The sequence below is a fragment of the Stenotrophomonas sp. UBA7606 genome (genome assembly GCF_002477705.1).
Taxonomy (GTDB): Bacteria; Pseudomonadota; Gammaproteobacteria; order Xanthomonadales; family Xanthomonadaceae; genus Stenotrophomonas.
On sequence record NZ_DLJW01000129.1, the window covers coordinates 19,248 to 40,302 of the forward strand.

Below are 21,055 nucleotides of genomic sequence, written 5' to 3' on the forward strand. Positions count from 1 at the left end.
TCGCAAGCAGCCCTTCTCACCGCGCAGGCGGGAGAGGGGCTTCAAGGCCTTCAGGACTTAATTGCGCTCTGCAGCGCTCGCATCACGGGTGGCGCGGAAGCTTTCTTCCGGGCTCCAGTTCGGCCAGTCGCGCGAGTTGGCCAGCTTTTCGCCCAGGGTATAGAGCACTTCCAGGTCGCGCGCGGCACCGGCGAAGGTCCAGTCCGGCTGCCACTCATCACCCTGCTGGTGATAGCGGTTGGCGGTGTATTCGTCGGAGGCCTTCTTGCCCGCTTCCACGCCGCCATCGATCCAGTCCTGCCCTGCGCCATAGGACAGCGCCGGCACGCCACGCTTGGCGAACGGGAAGTGATCGGAACGGAAGAACAGGCCGGCTTCCGGCTTGGTGTCCGGGGTGTAGCGGATGTCCCAACCCTTGGCCACGTCCTTGAGCTGGTCCAGCAGCTCCACCTTGGCCGAGCCGTAGATGCCGAAATCACGCGACGGGCTGTACGGGGACATGCCGTCCATGTTGATCACCGCAACCGTCTTGGACAGTGGATACAGCGGATTGCTGGCGTAGTACTCCGAGCCCAGCAAACCCTTTTCCTCGGCGGTCACCGCCAGGAACACCACCGAGCGCTGCGGCTTTGGCTGGGTGGCAAACCCACGTGCCAGCTCGACCAGCGCGGCGGTGCCGGAGGCATTGTCCATCGCACCGTTGAAGATGCGGTCGCCGCGTGCATCCGGCTCACCCACGCCGATGTGGTCCCAGTGGCCGGAATAGATGATGATTTCGTCCGGATGGGTGCTGCCCTCCAGGCGCGCGACCACGTTGTGCGACGTGATCACCTCGGTCTTGACCTGGTAGTTGGCCGAGAAGGTCTCGCCCTTCAGTTCCACCGGCTGGAAGTCGCGCGACTGCGCCTGCTTCTTCAGGGTCTCGAAATCCAGACCGGCGCGCTTGAACAGATCGACCGCCAGGTCGCGCTGGATCCAGCCTTCCAGCGCCGGGTGCGCCTCGGCCGGGTTCTGCCGGACCACGTCGAACATGGTGTTGGTATTGGAGCCGGCCACCGTCGCCCAACCATAGGAGGCCGGTGCGGTCTCATGGACGATCAGCACGCCGGCGGCGCCCTGGCGCGCGCCCTCTTCGTACTTGTAGGTCCAGCGCCCGTAATAGGTCATGCCCTTGCCGTCGAAGTCACCGCTACCGGTCTCGAAATCCGGGTCGTTGATCAGCACCACGGCGATCTTGCCCTTCAGGTCCACGCCCTTGAAGTCGTCCCAGTTGCGCTCCGGCGCCTTGACGCCATAGCCCAGGAACACCAGCGGTGCATTGCTGATATCCACCGCGCTGGCACCGTTCATGGCCGCGCGCACGGCGATCTCCTGGCCCTGGGTCAGGGGCTGTGGCTTGCCCTGGCTGCTCAGCGACAGCACCGGCTTGCCGACGATGTCGCCCTTGAGCAGCGGCACCGCCTGGGTCCACAGGCGCTGGCCGTCCTTCAGGTCGCCGCCGGGCTGCATGCCGGCAGCAGCGAACTGCCTGCTGAGGAAGGCAATGGTCTTGTCCTCGCCTGCGGTCGCTGGCGAACGGCCTTCATAGGCGTCGGAGGACAGCTCCTTGACGTCTGCCGAGATGCGGGCGCCGTCGAACTTGGGCGGGGCGGCCATCAGGGCGGTGGACACGGACATCGCCAACAGGCTGATAACGACTCGTTTCACGCGGGTACTCCAGTGGTAAGGCAACCCTGCGAGTGTAGCCAGAGCCGTCCAGCACCGTGCAGTGTCGTTGTGCACGGTCGTGCATCCGGGCCGCAGGGCTTATCTGCACCGTCGCTGCCGCACGCGTCACCCGGCCCCGCCTCAGTCGCCAAGCAGACGCTGCGCTGACGGCACCGCAGCCGCGCGCGCCAACAGGCTCTCACGTTCACGGGCATTGCTGCTGAGCGCCGCGGCTTGGCTGAACGCAACCGCTGCCTCCTCATGCCGCCCGAGCCGCGCCAGCAGATCCCCGCGCACCGCATGCAGCGGCACATAGCCCTGCAGCTGCGGGGCGTCCAGCAACTGCTGCAACAAGGCCCATGCCGCCTCCGCGCCCTGCGCCTGGGCGATGGCAACCACCCGGTTGAGCTCCACCACCGGCGATGGCAGCGCCTGCGCCAGGCGCTCGTACAAGGCAGCGATAGCCGACCAGTCGGTGAGCTCGGCGCGCCGCGCACGTGCATGGCAGGCCGCAATGGCCGCCTGCAGCACGTAGGGATCAGCCCCTCCGCCCAAGGCCTGCGCCTGTTCGAGCAGGGCCTGGCCACGTGCGATCTGCAGCCAGTCCCAGCGGGTGCGATCCTGGTCCAGCAGCAGTATCGCCGCACCGTCCGCGCCCACCCGTGCGCGCAGCCGCGAGGCCTGCAGTTCCATCAGTGCCAGCAGCCCCATTACCGGCACCGCCGTGGGCATCAGCCCGCTCAGGACCCTGCCCAGCCGCAGCGCTTCCTCGCACAGTGCCGGGCGTGTCCAATCCTCACCCGCGCTGGCAGCGTAGCCTTCGTTGAAGACCAGGTAGATCACCTCCAGCACCGCCTGCAGCCGCATTGGCAACGCCTGCCGGCGCGGCACTTCGAACGGCACCCTGCGTTCGGCCAGCAGGCGTTTGGCGCGGACGATGCGCTGGGCAATGGTGGGCTCGGGCAGCAGATAGGCACGGGCAATTTCGTGGGTGCTCAGGCCGCACAGCAGGCGCAGGGTCAAGGCGACGCGGGCATCGGCAGGCAGTTCCGGGTGGCAGGCAACGAACACCAGCCGCAGCAGGTCATCGCCAATGTCATCCAGCTGCTCGGAAGGATCCACACCCATGGCGTAATCCTGCTGTTCGTCGATGACCTGCGCCTGCCGCTGTGCATGCAGGCGCCGTTGCCGCAGCCGGTCGATGGCACGGCGTTGGGCGGTGGCCATCAACCAGGCGGCGGGATTGTCGGGGATGCCCTGCCGGGGCCAGTGCTCCAGTGCCGCGACCAGCGCGTCCTGGGCCAGTTCCTCGGCGCTGTCCAGCTCGCCCAGCATGCGCGCCAGGCGTGCGATCAGCCGTGGCGATTCCATCCGCCACAGGGTATCCAACAGTTGCTGCAGGTCAGCGTCGGCCATAGCGCGTGATCAAAACACCGCGCTGCCCGCGCCGCAAGCAAGGCGCGGGGCCCACAGTAGCCGTGCCAGCTTCCAATACCGAGCTGCCTTGAGTAACGCTGCCCGCATTGCCAGGCACTTACTGCCCGGCAAGCGGACGCCCACGGAACAGACTCACGCTGCCACGAATGTCTTGAAGCCGCCCCAGAACATGCGCTTGCCATCGAACGGCACGGTCTTGGCATCCATGCCGGCCAAACGCGGATCGGCCATGGCCTTGGCATTGACCCGGTCGCGGTGCGCGCGCGAGCGGTACAGGATGTAGGCGAAGATCACCACTTCATCCGGCTTGAGCTTGACCGCCTGCGGGAACGAGGTGTGTTTGCCTGGTTTGACGTCATCGGCCACCGCCTCCAGATAGGCCAGCGCACCATGCTCTTTCCACACCTTGGCCCCCAACCGGGCCATGCGCCGGTACTCGGCCAGCCGTGCCTGCGGCACCGGCACTACGAAACCATCGACGTAACTCATTGTTGTGTCCTCCACATAGCAATGGGCGGCAGCGGCGACCGCATGGATTCACGGCCGCCTGCCGATCAGCTGGGTTCGCCGTCCATATGGGCGATTTCCCACAAGTGGCCGTCCAGGTCCTGGAAGCCACGCTGGTACATGAAACCGTAGTCGCGTGCCGGCATGGGCTCAGTACCGCCTGCCGCCAAGGCCTTGTCGACCAGGCTGTCGACCGCCTTGCGGCTGTCCGCCGACAGGCAGGTGATCACCTCGGTCTGCCGGCGTGCATCGCAGAGCGGCTGGGGGGTGAACGTCTGGAAGAACGGCTCCACCAGCAACATCACGAAGATGCTCTCGCTGATGACCATGCAGGCGGCATTTTCATCGGTGAACTGCGGATTGAAGCTATAGCCGAGCGCAGCGAAGAACGCCTTGGAAGCGTCCAGGTCGCGCACCGGCAGGTTGACGAAGATCATCTGCGGATGGCCCATGCTTCAGCCCCCCGCCGGCATCGGCTTCATGCAGTTGACCATCCACGGCTTGCCGTAGCGGTCCACCAGCATGCCCCAGCGATGGGCCCAGAAGGTTTCGGCCAGCGCCATCTGTACGCTGCCACCCTCGGCAAGCGCGGCAAACACGCGCTCGGCCTCCTCGATGCTGTCCACGTCCACATTGATGGTGGTGGCGCTGCCATCCCCTGGCTGTGGACCGTCCGCCGCCATCAGCACCGCGCCGCCCGCCTCCACCTGGCAATGCGCGACCTGCTCGGGCTGCGGCATGAAGCCGCCGCACCCTTCAGCATCCATCCCGGCACTGGGCGGCATGTCGCCATAGGTCATCTCCGAGACCACGCTGCCACCCAAGGCCTTGGCGTAGAACGCCATCGCTTCATGGGTCTGGCCGTTGAAGCCCAAAAACGGAATCAGTTTCATCGTCTTGCTCCTGGCTGGGGTCGGGGTCAGTTGTTACGGTCGATCTGCTCGCGCAGACGTTGCTCCTGCGCCTGCAATTCCGGGGTGAAGGCGTCGCCGAAATCCTCCGCCTCGAAGAACGGGCGTATCTCCACCTCCACCGGGCTGCCACCGCCGGCATTGAAGGGCGCACGCTTGAGCCATTCCACGGCCTCCTGCAGCGACCGCACCTGCCAGACCCAGAAGCCGGCCACCAGCTCACGGGTTTCGGCGAACGGCCCATCAATGACACTGCGACCCTCCGCCGCAAACCGCACGCGCGCGCCGTGCGAGCTGGGCTTGAGCCCATCCCCGGCCAGCATGATGCCGGCCTTGACCAGTTCCTCGTTGAATGCCCCCATCGCCGCGATCTCATCGCGCGTGGGCATCACCCCGGCCTCTGTGTCAGCCGTGGCCTTCACCAGCACCATCACCTTCATCGTCGTACTCCGTTGCAGGCGGCATGCCCGCTTCTCAACAGGTACGACGAACCAGAGCCGGCCAACTCGACAGGCCTCCGCGGAATTTTTATGAATCAATTCATGCGGCAACGCAGCAAGTTGGATGCGACATGATGAGCCTCCCTCCGCGCAAGGCCAGGCCATGAAATACCTGTTGCTGATCTACATCGACCCGCAGTTGCTGCAGGCCCTGCCCACGGACGAATACGACACGCTGATGCGCGGCTGCCTGCAGCATGCCGATGCATTGCAGGCAGACGGCACGCTGTTGATGTCCCAACGCCTGCAGCCGCCGGCCACCGCGCAGACCCTGCGCAGCCGCCAAGGCCAATCGCGGGTGCTCGATGGCCCGTTTGCTGAAACCCGCGAGATCCTGGCCGGTTTCAACCTGATCGAAGCTGCCGATGCCGACGCCGCGATGCAGATCGCCAGGCAGTTCCCGTGGGCCGCCTACGGCAGCATCGAGGTGCGGGCGGTGGAGAGATCGAACCCGATTTGCTAAGCACCGGGGTTAGCCTCCACTGCCGCAACTGGCGATATCGGCTACCACAAACACGCAAACAAGTCATCAAATATTTTTTACATCCTTGATACCGAAAAGGGACGAGCAACCCAGCTCGAAACAACAACATTCGCCAAAAAACCAAAAAATACAAACAAAGCAGCGGCTTAAAAGCAAATTAAGCACGTCGAAAAGGCAAAAATTGCAAATCCATTCAGCCGTTGTTACTTTTGTATTAAATCGCTACCAGTCGCGATTCATGAACAGATCAAAAATGACTGGCGACAACCAATTAGCTTAAGGGGAACAGATGAATCGCTTCCAACAACACCGCATGCTGAAGCGCACCGCGCTGGCTGTGGTCCTCAGCGCTTGCATTGGGGCTGCCTTCGCCCAGAGCACCTCCGGCGAAATCTTGGGCTCGGCCTCAGCGGCGGAGAAGGTGCAGATCAAAAATCTGACGACCGGCAATGTACGTGAAGTGTCGGCCGGCGCCGACGGCCGTTTTCGCGTGTCGTCACTGCCGACCGGTGAGTACGAGGTCACCAGCAGCGAAGGCACCACCAAGGTTCGGGTCATCGCTGGCCAGGCAGCAACTGCGAATTTCTCCGCCGGCCGCGCCGGGGACGGCGCCACCTCCTCGCTAGATCGGATCACGGTTCTTGGTCAAGGCCCGAATCAGATCGACCTGAGCAGCGTCGAAACCCGCACCACTTTCACCGCGGAACAGCTCAACACCCTGCCGGTCGGCCGCGACGTCACCAGCATCTCCTTGCTGACGCCCGGCACCGTGGCTGCATCGGGCTACTTTGGCCCGGCCTCATTCGGTGGCGCGTCCGCCGCTGAAAACAGCTATTACGTCAACGGCTTCAACGTTACCAATCTATACGACAGCCTGTCGTTCTCCGAGGTCCCGTTCCAAGCCATCGACCAGCTGGACATCCAGACCGGCGGCTACGGCGCCAAGTACGGCTTCTCCACCGGTGGCGTAACCAGCGTCAACGTCAAGCGCGGCACCAACGAGTGGAAGGGCGGGTTCTCCTGGACTACCGTCCCCGACTCGCTGCGGGAACAACCGGACGACGTGCTGCTGGACGATGGCTCCATCTTCCGCTCCTATGACCGCAACTCTTCCAGCTCCGATGTCTACTCGGCATGGGTTGGCGGTCCGCTGATCGAAGACAAACTCTTCGTATTCGCAATGGGCCAGTACAGCAAGAGCGACATCACCTCGTACGGTGCTCGCGGCGGCAGCACCACCAGCGCAGCTGGTGCTGCAGCCATTAGCAGGAACACGACGTCTTACGACTACAGTTCGAAGACGCCGTACTGGTTGTTGAAGTTGGACTACTACCTCAACGAGAACAACCACTTCGAGTACACAGGGTTCGATAACAGCCGCCGCTACGAGTACAACTACTCCAATGCAGCGTATGCGACCACTGATGCTTCCGCTGAACCGAGCAATACCTCGGCACTGGGCGATCTGGTTGGCAAGAGTGGCGGCCAGACTGACATCTTCAAGTGGACCAGCTACCTGAACGACAATCTGACGATGTCGCTTCAATATGGTCAGATGCGCAATCGTAGCTCGCAGTTCACCGTCAGCCCTGACGGCGTAATGAGCTCTTACAACGGCGACGTCAACAGCCCGATCGGCGCTTGCCCCTATGTCTACAACTACGTTCTCGGCAGTCGTACGGGCTGCGCCGTGGTCAGCTCTGTCGACATGCTGGGCGGCAAGAACTCACGTAAAGGTGGACGCGCAGACTTCGAATGGCAGTTGGGCGACCACAAGGTAACCTTCGGCTACAGCGACGAAACCTGGAACTCCAAGGCAGGTACCTCCTACTCAGCCGGTGCTTATTGGCAGATCCAGAAGGACTACGCCACTTGGATCAACTTCCGCAATGGTGGTGAAGTCGAGATCGACCAGAAGTCCTGGTACATCGACGACAGCTGGCAGATCACTGATAACTTCATGCTCTATGCCGGTATTCGCAACGATTCGTTCAACAACAAGAACGGCGCCGGCGCCAGCTTTGTCAAGCAGGACAACATCTGGCAACCGCGCCTTGGTTTCTCCTGGGACGTAGCCGGTGATGGCCGTGACAAGCTGTTCGCCTCCGTCGGCCGTTACTCGCTGCCGATTGCCGCGAACGTTGCGCTTCGTGCAGCAAGCGCTTCTTACTACACCTACACTTACTATACGTACGACGGCTGGGACCCGGTCAGTGGCGCTCCGAATGTAACCGGTTCCTTCGCCAATGGCGCATATGATGAAGTTGCCAATGGTGAGAACGGCAGCGTTCCCGATCCCAAGGCTGTCGCAGCAAAGGGCCTGAAGCCGTATACCCAGGATGAAGCCATCCTTGGTTACCAGCATCAGTTCGTCTCCGACAACGACTTCCTGAACGACTGGACCGTCGGCCTGAAGGCCACCTATCGCCGTGTCAACAACGCGATGGATGACACCTGCGATGCGCGTGCGGTCTACAACGCGGCTACCAACGCCGGCTTGGATCTGTCGAACTGGGACGACGAGTGGACTGTTCCGGGCGGCATCCCCGGCTGCTACATCTTCAACCCGGGCAAGGACATGACCTTGACCCTGGACGTTGACGGTGACGGTACCCCGGACACCTTCACTGTCCCGGGTTCCACCTTGGGCCCGAAGGCAAAGCGCAGCTACAAGGCACTGACCTTCACTGCTGAGAAGACCACTGACAATTGGTACGCCAGCTTCAACTACACCTGGTCAAAGCTGCAGGGCAATTACGAAGGACTGGTGAAGTCGACCAATGGTCAGGACGATACCGGCACAACTTCTGATTTTGACTTTGCCGAACTCATGTTGGGTGCCAACGGCTATCTGTTCAACGATCACCGCCATAGCTTCAAGCTCTACGGTGGTTACAGCTTCAACGACCAGTGGAAGGTTGGCGCGAACCTGTTGGCCCAGTCCGGTGCCCCAATCAGCTGCCTGGGCGGCGGCAATGGCACCTTCGGAACTGAATACGGCTACGCAGGCGTCTTCCATACCTGCGAAGTTGGGTCGGACGAGATCAGTCCGGTGGGTTCGGCCGGCCGTACGCCTTGGACCTTCAGCTTCAGTCCGAACATTGTCTATACCCCGAATTGGCTGGAAGGTCTGAGCGTCCAGCTCTCGGTGATGAACCTGTTCAATAACGTTAAGCCGGTTCAGGTCTTCGAGACCAAGTACAGCCAGAACTCGGCAGGCACCATCACCAACTACTACAACTACAAGGCTGCCAAGTACTACTCTGATCCGCGCTATGCACGCATCCAGCTGCAGTACGACTGGTAATTGCTTGATCCAGCAGTAAGTTAGACAAAGGCCGCCGATAGAAATATCGGCGGCTTTTTTAGGCCATCAGAGCGGCGCTCACGGGATTTCGATCCGAAGATCCTGGTCAACACTTGCCTGATTACCACTGTAGTCCTTGGCAATGATCCGTAAGGTGTAGTTGCCCGGCTGCAGCTCAGCCATCCCCAGGCACCCTTCGGCCAACAAACCGTCACGCACGGTATTGGTCAGCACATAACGGAAACGCGTACTGCTGCTGCCATGCACGGTGATGCCGCTATCGGCGGCGTAGGCCAGCTTCACCGCCTCACGCTGCGGCGGCATGCGATTGAAGATGATGTTGGTCTGCGGCTGCTCATAGCCGGGCAACGCGCGGCCGTTGCCGTCCAGGATCTGATAGCCCAGGCTGTACAGGCCCAGACGGCGGCGCGGCAGGTTGTTGTCCACCTGGTCCCAGGCTTCCACCACCAGTTGCAGGCCGCCGATGTCGCGCGGCACACGCAGGCGACCATCCACTTTTTCGGTAAGCCGCTGGTTGTTGCCATCAAACAAAGCGATATCGTCGATCTTCGGCGCGACATGATCGGCGTAGTTGGCAAAGCCCAGGCGTACGGCATTGCGCTCGTAGCCCGACGGCCCCACGGCAAGATGCACATGTGCCTGGCTGTTGATGCTGCCCAACGCATCGCCGGGTTGGAAACGGGTGCCGCGACGTACGCGCACACGATCCAGCTGGCCAGCTTCGTTGTATACGAGCTGCATGCGGGCCGGGTCCAGCGCGCGGTTGCCGGCATCACGGCCGACCTTCATGTGGATGTAGTCGAGCTTGTCCAGCGACAGACCTTCGGCCTGGCCGCCCAGTGTCCAGGTAGAGGCCGGGCTGCTGACCTTGGCACTGGCGATGGCCAGCACGGTCTGGCCCACGTCACCACGCACATCGAACCCACTGTGCAAATGGTGCCGGCTCTCGCCGCTGAAATTGCCACGCACCTCGCCCAGAGTGCCAGTGACTTCGTGCCAGCCCAGTTGGGGTGCCAGTGGCCAGCGGCCTTGATTGGCGGGTAGCGGGTTGTCCGGCGACGGTCCCAGTTGCGGCGACGCATCGGCCGCTGTCGCGATGTGTGGCACAAGGTGATGGATGCGATAGGCATCCGCGTCGCTCAACAGCAGGCTGCCGTCCGGTGCCAGCGCCAACCCTGCAGGGCGCGCGAAGCGCTGGGCATCGTTGCCCGCCACGGCCACGATATGGCCGTGTGGTGACAACTGCACCACGCGCCCGCTCAGCCGCTCGCCAACATAGACCACGTCGTCGTGGGTGATTGCCAGGGTCATCGGCCCCCACAGCAGGCGCTCGCCGTCGGGCAGGCCAATCCGGGTGCTGACCATGCCGTCGGCGCTGACGGTACGCAGTGCGTTGTTCTGCAGATCGGCAACCCAGAGGTTGCCGTGGCTGTCGAACTTCAAGTCAGTGGGCGTATCGAAGCGCGCCAGCACCCCCTGCCCGTCCTCCCAACCCGGCAGGGCGCCGCCGGCCAGGGTGCTGACCGTGCCATCGGCAGCGATGACACGGATGCGGTCATTCCAGGTATCGGCGACATAGACACGACCGTCCGCGCCTACCGCGACACCCATCGGTCCATTGAAACGTGCCTGCGCGCCGCTGCCGTCCGCGAAGCCTGGCGTGCCGTCACCGGCCAGGGTAGTGACCTGGCCCTGCGCGGTGATCCTGCGGATGGCATGGTTACCGGTATCGGCCACGTACAGATTGCCCTGGGCATCCAGGGCGATGCCCGAGGGAGTATTGAACCTTGCCGCGCTGCCCTGCCCATCGGCGAAGCCTTCCATGCCGCCGGCCAGCACCTGGAAGGCGCCGTCCAGGCCGCGATACAGGATGCGGTTGTTGTCACCGGCATCGGCGACGAACAGCACACCGCCACCCATCGCCAGCCCCCAGGGATCACTGAAACGGGTTTGTGCGGCCTTGCCGGCACTGTTGCCAGCCACGCCGTCGCCGCCCAGCAAGGCGATCTGTGCCTGCCACCCCAGTGGCGTCGGCGGCGGAGCAGCCGGTGCGGGCGCTTGCGGCGCCCACAGGAAACTGGCGCCCAGCGCGGCACCGGTAACGGCGATGACGGCAATCACCCAATGTTTGCGATCCATGTACACCCAACCAACTGCGGACCCGGCACGATAGACGCTCACGGCCCGCGGCGGAACCGCCGAAAGCCCTGCATGGTGGAGAAACGTATGCAACTGTATCTGCAAGAAGAACTGATCCGCCTGCGTGCCGGGCATAGCACCGACATCAGCCTGCCACTGTCGCTGTCATCGCTGCTGGACGCGGGCCTGCGCCAGTTCCCGCCTTCCGGACCGGCCATGGAGCAGGCCATTGCCAGCACCGAGGACGCCTTGATGCCGTGGATCCCGGCACTGCGCCAGGAGACGCTGGAGGTATTGGAGTGCGCCGATGCGGTATTGGCACCGTTGCCAGGGGTGCTGGGCTATCCGCAGCAGGCAGTGCTTGAGCTGGATATCGAGGAAATCGAACGCGCATTCCAGCAACTGGCACAGGTAGCGGCGGGGATGCCGGCAAAGAGCCAAGGTATTCCGGAACGGGCAGATTTTGTCGCCGCGCTGGTGGTGGTGCGAGAGCTTATGCACCACGTTGGCTGGCAGCAGCTGCGTTTGCCTGGGCCAGCGGTCGGTCTTGATTGAGGCAGGGGCGGTAAAGCCAGGGCAAGAGCACCCCTCCCCAACCCTCCCCTTGCCTGCGGCAAAGGGAGGGGACGAAAGCTGACGCAGCAGCCACAGCATGCGCTGCTCCCTCTCTTGCGCAGCAAGGGAGGGCTGGGGAGCGGTAGGCCGGTTCAACCCGCCAAGCCAACTACAGCGCCGGCCGCTCCGGCCCGGTGCCCATCGCTTCGCGGTAGCGGGTGTACAGGGCCAGCACCTTGTCCACGTACTGCCGCGTTTCCACATAGGGCGGTACGCCGCCGTAGCGCGCGACCACGCCGATACCTGCGTTGTAGGCCGCCGCCGCCAGCGTGCGGTCGCCGTTGTAACGGCGCAGCAGGGACTTCATATAGCGTGCGCCGCCGTTGATCGACTGCGCCGGTGACAGCGGATCGCTCACCCCGTACTCGCTGGCGGTCTCCGGCATCAGCTGCATCACGCCCTGCGCGCCCTTGGGCGACACCGCCTTTTCATCGAAGGCGCTTTCGGCATGTGCGACCGCCCGCAACCAGGCGTCATCCACGCCGGTTGCCTTGGCGGCGGCGCGGAACTGCGGCGCATGCCGATTCAACTGCGGCGTGCCAACCCTGCCCAGGCCCGCGTGCGCGGGCTCACCCGGCGGCGTGGCCACGGTGAAGCGCAGGTAGGGCGTGGACCCCGGCAGGTTGCGGGTGGAGTAGACCTTGCGGCCGTCCTGCTCACGCTCGTACAGGGTGCCACTGAACACGCCGAAGTTGCCCCACAGGTTGGGGGTCTGCACGGCGTTGTCATCAATCACGATGGCCTTGCAGCTGGAGCCGGGTTCCGGTGCGGTGGCCATGCTGACGGTGCCCTTCTGCACACAGCGGTACACGGTGCGCGCCTGCAACGGCGCACACAGCCCGTACAACAGCAGCAACAGCGCAAGCGCAGCCGCGCGTGGCATGGCCGGATCCGGTCAGAAGAAGGATGATGATGCTGAGCCTGCCTGCTTGAACGGCAGGTGATGAAAAATGCGCCAATCGCGCCCAGAATGAATGGACGCTTTCTTACCCTGCTCCAGGCCCATGACCGCGCCCCTGCTAGGCTTCGACAACCCCCGTTTCCATACCGGTCGCAACACCAGCGTACGGCGCGGAGCGCGCTGGCATGGGGTGGCGCAGGCCTGCATCGAACTGGCGGATGGCCGCCAGTTGGGGCCGCTGGCACTGCAGACCGAACTGCGCGGTTTTGAGGCATTGGAGGAAGCGGATCTGCGCGATGAGCATGACCCGGCCTGTCGCACGCCTGCCGGCCTGTTGCAGGTGATGCAGCAGCTCTACCCCGGGTTCCGCAGCGATGAGCTGGTGACCTTGGTGCATTTCTGGATGGAGTGAGCGCGCGGCAAGCGGGTATGACTGCGGCCGCTATGGCTTTGGCTTTGGCTTTGGCTTTGGCTTTGGCTTTGGCTTTGGCTTTGGCTGTGGCTGTGGCTGTGGCCGTGGCTTCTGCTTTGGCCGTTCCCTTCTCCCGTTCACGGGAGAAGAGCCTGTCCCCGCGAAGGCGGGGATGCCCGCAGGGCGGATGGGGGCGCTGTTGCTTCCTGACTTGCTTGAAGCTTGGAAAGCGATTTTTCCCAGGTACCGCTATGCAGTCCTCGCTGCGCGGGGGTTGATTGGTTGCTCGTTTTGTCAGGAGCAGGAGCAAAAGCTGCCCTCATCCGCCCTGCGGGCATCCCCGCCTTCGCGGGGACAGGCTCTTCTCCCGCATGCGGGGGAAGGGACAGCATTCAGCGCGCCTGCGCAGCCCGCAGATGTTCCCCCACCGGTGCGGAGAACGCACGGCCGTCGGATACATCCCAGTTGATCGACCAGGTCATCACCCCGCGGAAATCCGGATGCGGCTGGCTGGGCTTCACCTCATCGCACTGCGTGGCCGTGGTGAGGCAATCAAAAGCGCGATTGATATCCGCCGGCGTCGCATAACCATTGCCGGCAGCACGCAGCCCCGACGGCAAGGCCAACGCCACCTGGTCGGCACGCAGGCCCTCGAACCGCCCCTTGCCGCCGGCCAGGTCAAAGCCTTCGATAAGCATCTTCGCCGAGCCCACCATCATGTCCACGCTGCCACCCGGATACTTCTCGGCGCGGTACGGCGTGGGCAGGCCACCGTTGTTGTAGAGCTGCACATGCAACAGGTCCAGCTCCTCACGCAGGCCATCGATCAGCGGCAGGTAAGCACCCCAGATGCCTTCCATCGACACAAAGCCGCCCTGCACATACGGGTGCTCCGGCGCCATCGACACATACAGGTTCGGGTACATGCCATGCAGGCGCTTCACCGCCGAGATCAGGTGCGGGGTAACCGGCGCACCGTGCACCACACCGGCGATCTTCTCCAGATCCACGTCGATGCCATCAAAGCCGAAGGTGTTGATCGCTTCGGCGGTGGTGCGCACGAAGTTGTCTTCGTCACGCTGCGTGTTCAAGGTCACCGTGCCCAACTCGCCACCAAAGGACAGCACCACGATCTTGCCCTGCGCACGCTTGGCGGCAATGTCGGCAATCAACTGCGCGCGGTCCAGGGCAGGGTCCGGATTGAACGTTACCTTGCCCTCGCCCATGTCATCGGCAAAGGCCAGCACGATCACGTCCCAGCTGTCGTCGACCTTGCCGACTGGCAACAGCCCCTGGCCGTTGTCGAAGTTGTGCAGATAGCCGACCAGGGCGTGCCTGGGCAGCGCATGGCTATGACCGGGGGCGACGCCAGCCACGCTGGCAGCTGCGGTCGGGGACGCTGCACTGCAGCCGAACGTGGAAGCAAGCACAGCGGCGGACAACAACAGACCAATCGACTTCATCGCGATACCAGAATGGGAAGACGCCCGATTCTAGGCATGCAGAAGCATCAAAAAGCCATTCAAAGACAACAACTTATAAATGTCGTCCTGTTTTGTCCCGGTTTGTCTGGCAGATGGCGCGGGACGCAAGCGGCAAGCACGCCCGATGACAGCGGCAGGGCCGGTAACTGGCCTGCGATGACCGCCGCTCAAGTGCACATTTTCATGCGCCGCTCGGCATCCCACAGGGCGCGCCGGGCCAGGTCATAGGCGCTGTCGGCGGCGCTGAGCAGGCTGTGCTCGGCCTCCACCGGGTCTGCGCCATTGTTGTAGCGATACTCCACCCGCTGCAGTGCCTCCAGGTGCTGCTGCGCGATGCCCAGCCAGCGCCGGCGTTGATCGGCATTGCAGCGCGGGTAGCGCTGCTCCAGCGCGCCGATCGCCACGCGGATGCGGCGGCTGGCCTCGCCCTTCATGTCCGGCGCCTTCTCGTAGCGGATCGGTGCCGCCTTGTAGGCATCGCCCGTTGCTTCACTGCCCAGGTCGGAGGGGCGCTCATGCAGGCGCGGATTGAAGGCGATATCCGGCGGTCGTCGCGCTTCAGCAGCCTGGATGTCCTCGCCATAGAGCAGGCGCTCGGAGCGTTTCTGCCGCGTTCCCGCACGTTCGCCCGAAAACAGGTTGGCAGTCGCGCGCTCTCCCACCTGGGTGGCCAGCTCGTCACGATGCTCGAACACGCGCTCAGCTGCGCTCTTCTGGTGCGTATCGGTGGCATCCGGGATGGCGAGCGTGCCGTCCTTTGCGTATAGCCGCTGCGACCAGGCGGCCTGCGGGGCTGCCGCCGTGGGAGCTGGTGCAGCCGGGACAACCGGAGCCACGGTGTCGGATGCGGGTGAAGTACTGGGTGCACGCTTGGAATCCACGGGCATTCCGGGCGCGACTGCGGTCGTAGACTGCGGCACGGCCAGATCCTGCGTGGAGGCATCCGGCGAGAGCCACCACAGCTGCACACGCGTCTGCTCGCCGCCCGTGTTCAAGGCGGGCACCTGCAGCATCAGGCGCGTTACGCCGAGCATGAACGCCAATGCAACCACGGCAGCGGTCACGCGGGTCCACAGCGGCTCGGCAGAACGGTCAGATCGCATGCAGCTCCATCGGAAACATGGCCCGGAAGGCATCAACCGGCCTTGGTGAAGTACAACCCCAGCATGCAGAGACCGACAAGGGCACACCAAGTTCAACAATTGTGTCCCACGAATAGGTGAACCTGTGGCAAGACTGGGCCATCATCGGTCAGACGCCGTCATCGTTCGCAGCACAAGGAGCCGTTCGTGAATACCGTTGCAGCACAGAATCTGGATGAAAGCATCGCCAAGCAGCTGTTCTTTGGCCATATCGCCGAAGAGGTGTTGTTCCCCTACCCGCAGATCCGCGAGCGTGACCGCGAGATGCTGGGCGCGATGACCGATGCCATCGACCAGTTCCTGGCCGACAAGACCGCCGACCTGCGCCAGTACGACCGCGATGCCGAGCAGCCACCGGAGTTCATCCAGGCGCTGCGTGACATGGGCCTGTTCGGGCTGATCATCCCCGAGGAATTTGGTGGGCTGGAGCTGTCCAACGGCGCCTATGCGCGCGTGCTGGGCCAGACCAGCAGCCATGACAGCTCGGTGTCGCTGACCATCGGCGCGCACAGCTCGATCGGCATGAAGGGCCTGCTGCTGTTCGGCAACGACGAGCAGAAGCAGCGCTACCTGCCCAGGCTGGCCAGTGGCGGGATGATCGCCGCCTTCTGCCTGACCGAAGCCGGCGCCGGCTCCGACGCCGCCGCCATCCGCACCAAGGCGCATCGCAACGATGACGGCAGCTGGACGCTGAGCGGCGAGAAGATCTGGATCACCAACGGCGGCATCGCCGATTTCTACACGGTGTTCGCGCGCACCGACACGGCGGAGGGCAAGGTCACCGCCTTCATCGTCGAAGCCGGCTGGGACGGCGTCAGCCATGGCCCGCACGAAGACAAGATGGGTATCCGCGCGTCGTCCACCACCACCGTCGCCTTCAACGAGGTGCGGGTGCCGGCCGCCAATGTGCTGGGCCCGGTCGGCAAGGGCTTCAAGGTGGCGATGAACATCCTCAACAGCGGCCGCACCGGCCTGGGCGGCGGTGCGGTGGGCGGCATGCGCGCCCTGATCCGCATGGCCTGTGCGCAGGCCAGCGAGCGCAGGCAGTTCGGCCAGGCCATTGCCGAGTTCGGCCTGGTACGCGAGAAGATCGCGCAGATGACCGCCGACTGCTTTGCTGCCGAAAGCACGGTGTGGATGGTGGCGCACCTGATCGACAGCGGCCGCACCGACTATTCGGTGGAAGCGGCGATGAGCAAGGTATTCGCCAGCGAGGCGGTGCAGCGCAGCTGCTACGAGGCGCTGCAGATTGCCGCCGGCAACGGCTTCATGCGCGAACTGCCGTACGAGCAGATGACCCGCGACACGCGCATCCTGTCGATCTTCGAAGGCACCAACGAGATCCTGCGCCTGTACGTGGCGCTGAACGGCCTGAAGGGCGTGGGCGCGACGCTGAGTGAACTGCAGAGCGCGGTGGGCGGTATCTTCAACGACCCGATCAAGGGCTTTGGCGTGCTCAGCGACTATGCCGGCCGCCGCATGCGCGAGGCCACCGGCTACGGCACCGGCCGCATCCGCGCACCGCTCGACGATGCGCTGCGGCCGCTCGCGCGGCTGTGCGAGAAGTACACGGTTGAGCTATCCAAGGCCTCGGACCGGCTGCTACGCAAGCACGGCAAGAAGATCGCCGACCAGCAGCATGCGCAGAAGCGCGTGGCCGATATCGCCATCGACCTGTTCGTCGGCCTGTGCGTGCTGTCGCGGGTGGAGAGCCTGCTGCAGGCCAAGCACCCGGCCGCCGATGACGCGGTGAAGATTGCCCGTCTGTTCGCCCGCCAGGCACGCCGGCGCATGGCGCGCAATGTGCGTGGGCTGGAGCGCAACGAGGACGAGATCGTCGAATCACTGGCCGCCTCGGTGCTGGAGCGCGGCGGCTACGCCTGGGACGTGATGTAAGCACCTTGTTTGCGGGCGCCGCGGAAGCGGCGAAGCCACCACCCGGGGAATCTGCAATTGCAGATTCCCCGCCCACCGGTTCCTGCCTCAGCTTCGCAGCTGATCCCGCTGTTACAGTGCCGGGTCTTCCACCGCCAGCTCGCCCTCGCGCAACACCCGCCGCAGCAATGCCCGGCCCTGCCGATCCAGGCCCAGCACGCGCGGCTTCACGCCGTGATGGCGATAGCGGCTGACCACCTTCTCCAACGCCGCCACGGCGGTGATGTCCCACAACTGCGCGCCGGACAGATCAATCACCACCGTACGCCCCTCGGCCACACGCGGATCGAAGGCATCGATGAAGGCATCCGCCGAGGCAAAGAACACCTGCCCGCGCACCGCATAGCGCAGGCTGCCGTCGGCCGATTCATGCGGCTCCACCTGCAGCAGCCGCGCCACCTTCAACGCGAAGAACACCCCACTCAACAGCACGCCGACGCCAACACCGGCGGCCAGATTGTGCGTGCCCAGGGTCACCGCCACCGTCGCCAACATCACCACGCCGGACAGGCGCGGATGCCGCACCAACGCACCGAGGCTGCGCCAGTCGAAGGTGGACACGCTGACCATCACCATGATCGCCACCAGCGCGATCACCGGCACCTGCCCTACCCAGGGCTTCAGCAACACCATCAGCACCAGCAGGAACACGCCCGCAAACAAGGTGGAGAGTCGGCCGCGGCCACCGTATTTCACGTTGCCAACGGTCTGCCCGATCATGCCGCAACCGGCAATGCCGCCGAACAGGCTGGCGGCGATATTGGCCACGCCAAGGCCGGTGCATTCGCGGTTCTTGGAACTGGGCGAGTCGGTGAGTTCGTCCACCACCCGTGCGGTCATCATCGATTCCAGCAGGCCGACCATCGCGATGGCCAGCGCCGGCATGGAGATGATGCGCAGGGTGTCCAGATCAAACGGCAGCGCGGGCAGGCCCATCCACTGCGGCAAGGCCTGCGGCAACCTGCCAAGATCATCGACAGTGGGAAGATCCAATTTCAGCCACCACGCCAGCACGCTAAGCACCACGATGCAGATCAGCGGTGAGGGAATCGCACGCACGCCGGGCAGGGGCAGGCGCGGCAGCCCGTAGATCACCAGCAGGCCCAGCGCCAGCATCGCCCAGGTGGCGGTGGTGGCGCCGTGCAACTGCGGCAACTGCGCGGAGAAGATCAGGATGGCCAGCGCATTGACGAAGCCGGTACGTACCGAGCTGCTGACAAAACGCATCAACACCCCCAGGCGCAGCACCCCGAACACGATCTGGATCACGCCAGCCAGCAGCCCGGCCGCGAACAGATACGGCAGGCCATGCGCACTGACCAAGGGCGCCGCCACCAATGCCACCGAACCGGCGGCGGCAGTGATCATCGCCGGCCGGCCACCAAACACCGCGATCACGATGCTCAGAACGAAGGAAGCGAACAGGCCGACCTGCGGGTCCACCCCGGCCACGAACGAGAACGCGATGACTTCAGGGATCAAGGCAAAGGTGGCCACGGCACCGGCCAGCATTTCGCGCAGGGGATTGGCGCGCCACTGCGCCAGTTCAGAATGCAGAAAGGACATACGGGCAGATCGCCGGTGCTGGCCCGCAGGGGCGGAAGCGCAGGCGCAATCGAGGGAAGGGGGGCGAATTATGCCTGTTGATCGTTGACCGGCGCGGGTTGGATTTACAGCAAGGCGCAAACGTCCAAGGCTACCCCTCCCCAACCCTCCCCTTGCCTTCGGCAAAGGGAGGGAGCTTTTGGCCCCCTCCCTTTTGCGGAGCAAAGGGGAGGGCTGGGGAAGGGTGCTCTTCGCGCACAACCCAACCCCCAAAACCCAGCTGCGGTAGCATTTCCACCCTCGCACCACCAGCAGCCCCCATGCCCCACTACACCGGCCCCCTGCTCGCCCGCGCCTTGCTCGAGCAGCTGCACAGCGCCCTGAAGAAGGGCAGCAGCGAAATCAGCACCTCGCTCGACCTGGGCCGCAGCCAGGAAACCGTTGGCCTCGGCAACGACAGCTTTCAGTTCCGCGGCCAGCAGTACCCGTGGCCGGCCAAGCTCAAGGACCGCACGATCTATTACTGGGATGGCGAGGAGTTCAGCGCCGCCTCGCGCTTCGGCAGCGGCCTGTACAAGCTGGTACCTACCGACTGGGGTATCCCCACGTTCGAGATCGACGGCATCAAGATGCTGGTCAGCGCGCAGATCTCGCCGCTGGACGACGCCCGCCGCAAGGTGGCGCTGGTGGAACCGCGCGGCAAGCAGATTCTGGACACCTGCGGCGGCATGGGCTATTTCGCCGCCTGCTGCCTGGACGAAGGGGTGGCCGGCATCCGCTCGTTCGAGAAGAGCCCGGAGGTGCTGTGGCTGCGTACCCTAAACCCGTGGTCACCGGACCCTGACAGCGCCGCTGCGGGCGGCCGACTGCAGCTGAAGCAGGGCGATGTGTCCAAGGAAATCGAACACATCGCCGATGCCTCGATGGACGCCGTGTTGCACGATCCGCCGCGCTTCGGCATTGCCGGCGAGCTGTACTCGCAGGTGTTCTACGATCAACTGGCGCGCGTGCTGCGCAAAGGCGGCCGCCTGTTCCATTACACCGGCGCGCCGAACAAGCTCACCAGTGGCCGCGATGTACCCCGGGAAGTGGCCACACGCTTGCAGAAAGCCGGCTTCAAGGCCGAGCTGGCCCTGGATGGCGTGCTGGCCGTACGCAGATAGCCCGCTTCTGCAGGAGCGGCGCTAGTCGCGAAGCGCGTACCCCATCAAGCCTGGGCCCGATGAAAATCTCATTGCCCCCGGCTTCGCAACTCACGCCGCTCCCACAAACCCACCCAACTGTATACGCCCGGCCTTAACGTCTTCCGCGCGACACTGCGCGTTCCGAAGCGGAGGCAGCCCATGGCAACCGAAACCGTACGCGGCAAGACCGTCACCATCCGTTTCGATGGTGAACGTTGCATCCACTCACGCAACTGCGTGCTCAGCCACCCGGACGTGTTCGTGCCCAATGTGGTGGGCGAATGGATCCACCCCGATGCCGTGTTCCCGGAGGAAGTGGCGCTGATCGCGCGCAACTGCCCGTCCGGTGCAATCCGCTACGAGTACAACGACGGCAGCCACGCCGAACCCGCACCGGTGGTGAACCTGGTGCATGTGCGCGAGAACGGCCCACTCGCCTTCAACGCACCGCTGCTGATCGCCGGCAGCGACGAAGGCATGCGCGCAACCCTGTGCCGTTGCGGCGAGTCACATAACAAGCCCTTCTGCGACCACCGCCATGTCGACTGCGGCTTCACCGCCAGCGGCGAGCCGCCGGAGCAGAAGTCGGCAGCACTGGCACAGCGCGACGGCCCACTGCAGGTGAAGCCCACCCGCGACGGCCCTTTGCACGTCATCGGCAACCTCGAGGTGGTCAGCGGCACCGGCCGAACCGTCGACCGGGTCACCGAAACCTGGCTGTGCCGCTGTGGCCACTCCAACAACAAGCCCTTCTGCGACGGCAGCCACAACAAGGTCGGCTTCCAGGCCGACGGCGAGTAACCCTGTCCCATACAAGGAGAACC

18 protein-coding genes are annotated in these 21,055 nt (G+C 64.2%); 7 read left to right on the forward strand and 11 right to left on the reverse strand.

What is annotated here, in order from left to right; all coding sequences use genetic code 11:
• Positions 1 to 57: 57 nt before the first annotated feature.
• From B2527_RS17675 to B2527_RS17700, 6 genes are all read right to left on the reverse strand, one after another.
• On the reverse strand, positions 58 to 1,707 hold the full coding sequence (locus B2527_RS17675; protein ID WP_293716704.1) for a M28 family metallopeptidase: 1,650 nt from the start codon (positions 1,705 to 1,707) through the stop codon (positions 58 to 60).
• Between the two features lie 141 nt (positions 1,708 to 1,848).
• Positions 1,849 to 3,123: an RNA polymerase sigma factor gene (locus B2527_RS17680; RefSeq protein ID WP_293716706.1), complete on the reverse strand. Its 1,275-nt coding sequence runs from the start codon at positions 3,121 to 3,123 to the stop codon at positions 1,849 to 1,851.
• A 153-nt stretch (positions 3,124 to 3,276) separates the two neighbouring features.
• Positions 3,277 to 3,633, reverse strand: coding sequence for a DUF1428 domain-containing protein (locus tag B2527_RS17685; RefSeq protein ID WP_293716708.1), 357 nt, complete (start codon positions 3,631 to 3,633; stop codon positions 3,277 to 3,279).
• Positions 3,634 to 3,698: 65 nt separating this feature from the next.
• Complete coding sequence (locus B2527_RS17690; protein WP_293716710.1) at positions 3,699 to 4,103, reverse strand: VOC family protein; 405 nt, start codon at positions 4,101 to 4,103, stop codon at positions 3,699 to 3,701.
• Positions 4,104 to 4,106: 3 nt separating this feature from the next.
• Positions 4,107 to 4,544 (reverse strand): VOC family protein, encoded by a 438-nt coding sequence (locus tag B2527_RS17695; RefSeq protein WP_293716712.1) that lies wholly within the window; start codon positions 4,542 to 4,544, stop codon positions 4,107 to 4,109.
• A 26-nt stretch (positions 4,545 to 4,570) separates the two neighbouring features.
• Positions 4,571 to 5,002 (reverse strand): YciI family protein, encoded by a 432-nt coding sequence (locus B2527_RS17700; RefSeq protein WP_293716714.1) that lies wholly within the window; start codon positions 5,000 to 5,002, stop codon positions 4,571 to 4,573.
• A 163-nt stretch (positions 5,003 to 5,165) separates the two neighbouring features.
• Here B2527_RS17700 and B2527_RS17705 point away from each other — a divergent pair, with 163 nt between their 5' ends.
• Together B2527_RS17705 and B2527_RS17710 are read left to right on the forward strand one after the other, a co-directional pair.
• Positions 5,166 to 5,525: a YciI family protein gene (locus B2527_RS17705; protein ID WP_293716716.1), complete on the forward strand. Its 360-nt coding sequence runs from the start codon at positions 5,166 to 5,168 to the stop codon at positions 5,523 to 5,525.
• A 310-nt stretch (positions 5,526 to 5,835) separates the two neighbouring features.
• A complete protein-coding gene (locus B2527_RS17710; RefSeq protein ID WP_293716718.1) occupies positions 5,836 to 8,853 on the forward strand; it encodes a TonB-dependent receptor in 3,018 nt (1,005 codons plus the stop codon).
• Between the two features lie 78 nt (positions 8,854 to 8,931).
• Here B2527_RS17710 and B2527_RS17715 read toward each other — a convergent pair whose 3' ends face one another.
• Positions 8,932 to 11,013 (reverse strand): gluconolaconase, encoded by a 2,082-nt coding sequence (locus B2527_RS17715; protein WP_293716720.1) that lies wholly within the window; start codon positions 11,011 to 11,013, stop codon positions 8,932 to 8,934.
• A gap of 87 nt (positions 11,014 to 11,100) precedes the next feature.
• Here B2527_RS17715 and B2527_RS17720 point away from each other — a divergent pair, with 87 nt between their 5' ends.
• Positions 11,101 to 11,568, forward strand: a complete 468-nt coding sequence (locus tag B2527_RS17720; RefSeq protein WP_293716722.1) for a hypothetical protein — start codon at positions 11,101 to 11,103, stop codon at positions 11,566 to 11,568.
• Positions 11,569 to 11,737: 169 nt separating this feature from the next.
• Here B2527_RS17720 and B2527_RS17725 read toward each other — a convergent pair whose 3' ends face one another.
• Positions 11,738 to 12,511 (reverse strand): lytic transglycosylase domain-containing protein, encoded by a 774-nt coding sequence (locus tag B2527_RS17725; RefSeq protein WP_293716724.1) that lies wholly within the window; start codon positions 12,509 to 12,511, stop codon positions 11,738 to 11,740.
• Positions 12,512 to 12,632: 121 nt separating this feature from the next.
• On the opposite strand from B2527_RS17725, the gene B2527_RS17730 reads away from it, so the two are divergent.
• Positions 12,633 to 12,941, forward strand: coding sequence for a hypothetical protein (locus B2527_RS17730; protein ID WP_293716726.1), 309 nt, complete (start codon positions 12,633 to 12,635; stop codon positions 12,939 to 12,941).
• Between the two features lie 392 nt (positions 12,942 to 13,333).
• On the opposite strand, the gene B2527_RS17735 is transcribed toward B2527_RS17730, so the two are convergent.
• The gene (locus tag B2527_RS17735) at positions 13,334 to 14,404 is read right to left on the reverse strand and encodes a chitinase (RefSeq protein WP_293716727.1); all 1,071 of its coding nucleotides are present in this window, start codon (positions 14,402 to 14,404) and stop codon (positions 13,334 to 13,336) included.
• Between the two features lie 188 nt (positions 14,405 to 14,592).
• Positions 14,593 to 15,528 carry a hypothetical protein gene (locus B2527_RS17740; RefSeq protein ID WP_293716729.1) on the reverse strand — a complete coding sequence of 312 codons (936 nt, stop codon included), beginning with the start codon at positions 15,526 to 15,528 and terminating at the stop codon, positions 14,593 to 14,595.
• A 186-nt stretch (positions 15,529 to 15,714) separates the two neighbouring features.
• Between B2527_RS17740 and B2527_RS17745 the strand changes: the two genes are divergently transcribed.
• Positions 15,715 to 17,463 (forward strand): acyl-CoA dehydrogenase family protein, encoded by a 1,749-nt coding sequence (locus tag B2527_RS17745; protein ID WP_293716731.1) that lies wholly within the window; start codon positions 15,715 to 15,717, stop codon positions 17,461 to 17,463.
• A gap of 111 nt (positions 17,464 to 17,574) precedes the next feature.
• Here the strand turns inward: B2527_RS17745 and B2527_RS17750 are convergent, their stop codons facing one another.
• Positions 17,575 to 19,068 (reverse strand): SulP family inorganic anion transporter, encoded by a 1,494-nt coding sequence (locus tag B2527_RS17750; RefSeq protein ID WP_293716733.1) that lies wholly within the window; start codon positions 19,066 to 19,068, stop codon positions 17,575 to 17,577.
• Positions 19,069 to 19,367: 299 nt separating this feature from the next.
• Between B2527_RS17750 and B2527_RS17755 the strand changes: the two genes are divergently transcribed.
• Together B2527_RS17755 and B2527_RS17760 are read left to right on the forward strand one after the other, a co-directional pair.
• On the forward strand, positions 19,368 to 20,210 hold the full coding sequence (locus B2527_RS17755) for a class I SAM-dependent methyltransferase (RefSeq protein WP_293716735.1): 843 nt from the start codon (positions 19,368 to 19,370) through the stop codon (positions 20,208 to 20,210).
• Between the two features lie 180 nt (positions 20,211 to 20,390).
• A complete protein-coding gene (locus B2527_RS17760) occupies positions 20,391 to 21,032 on the forward strand; it encodes a CDGSH iron-sulfur domain-containing protein (RefSeq protein WP_293716737.1) in 642 nt (213 codons plus the stop codon).
• Positions 21,033 to 21,055 lie beyond the last annotated feature (23 nt).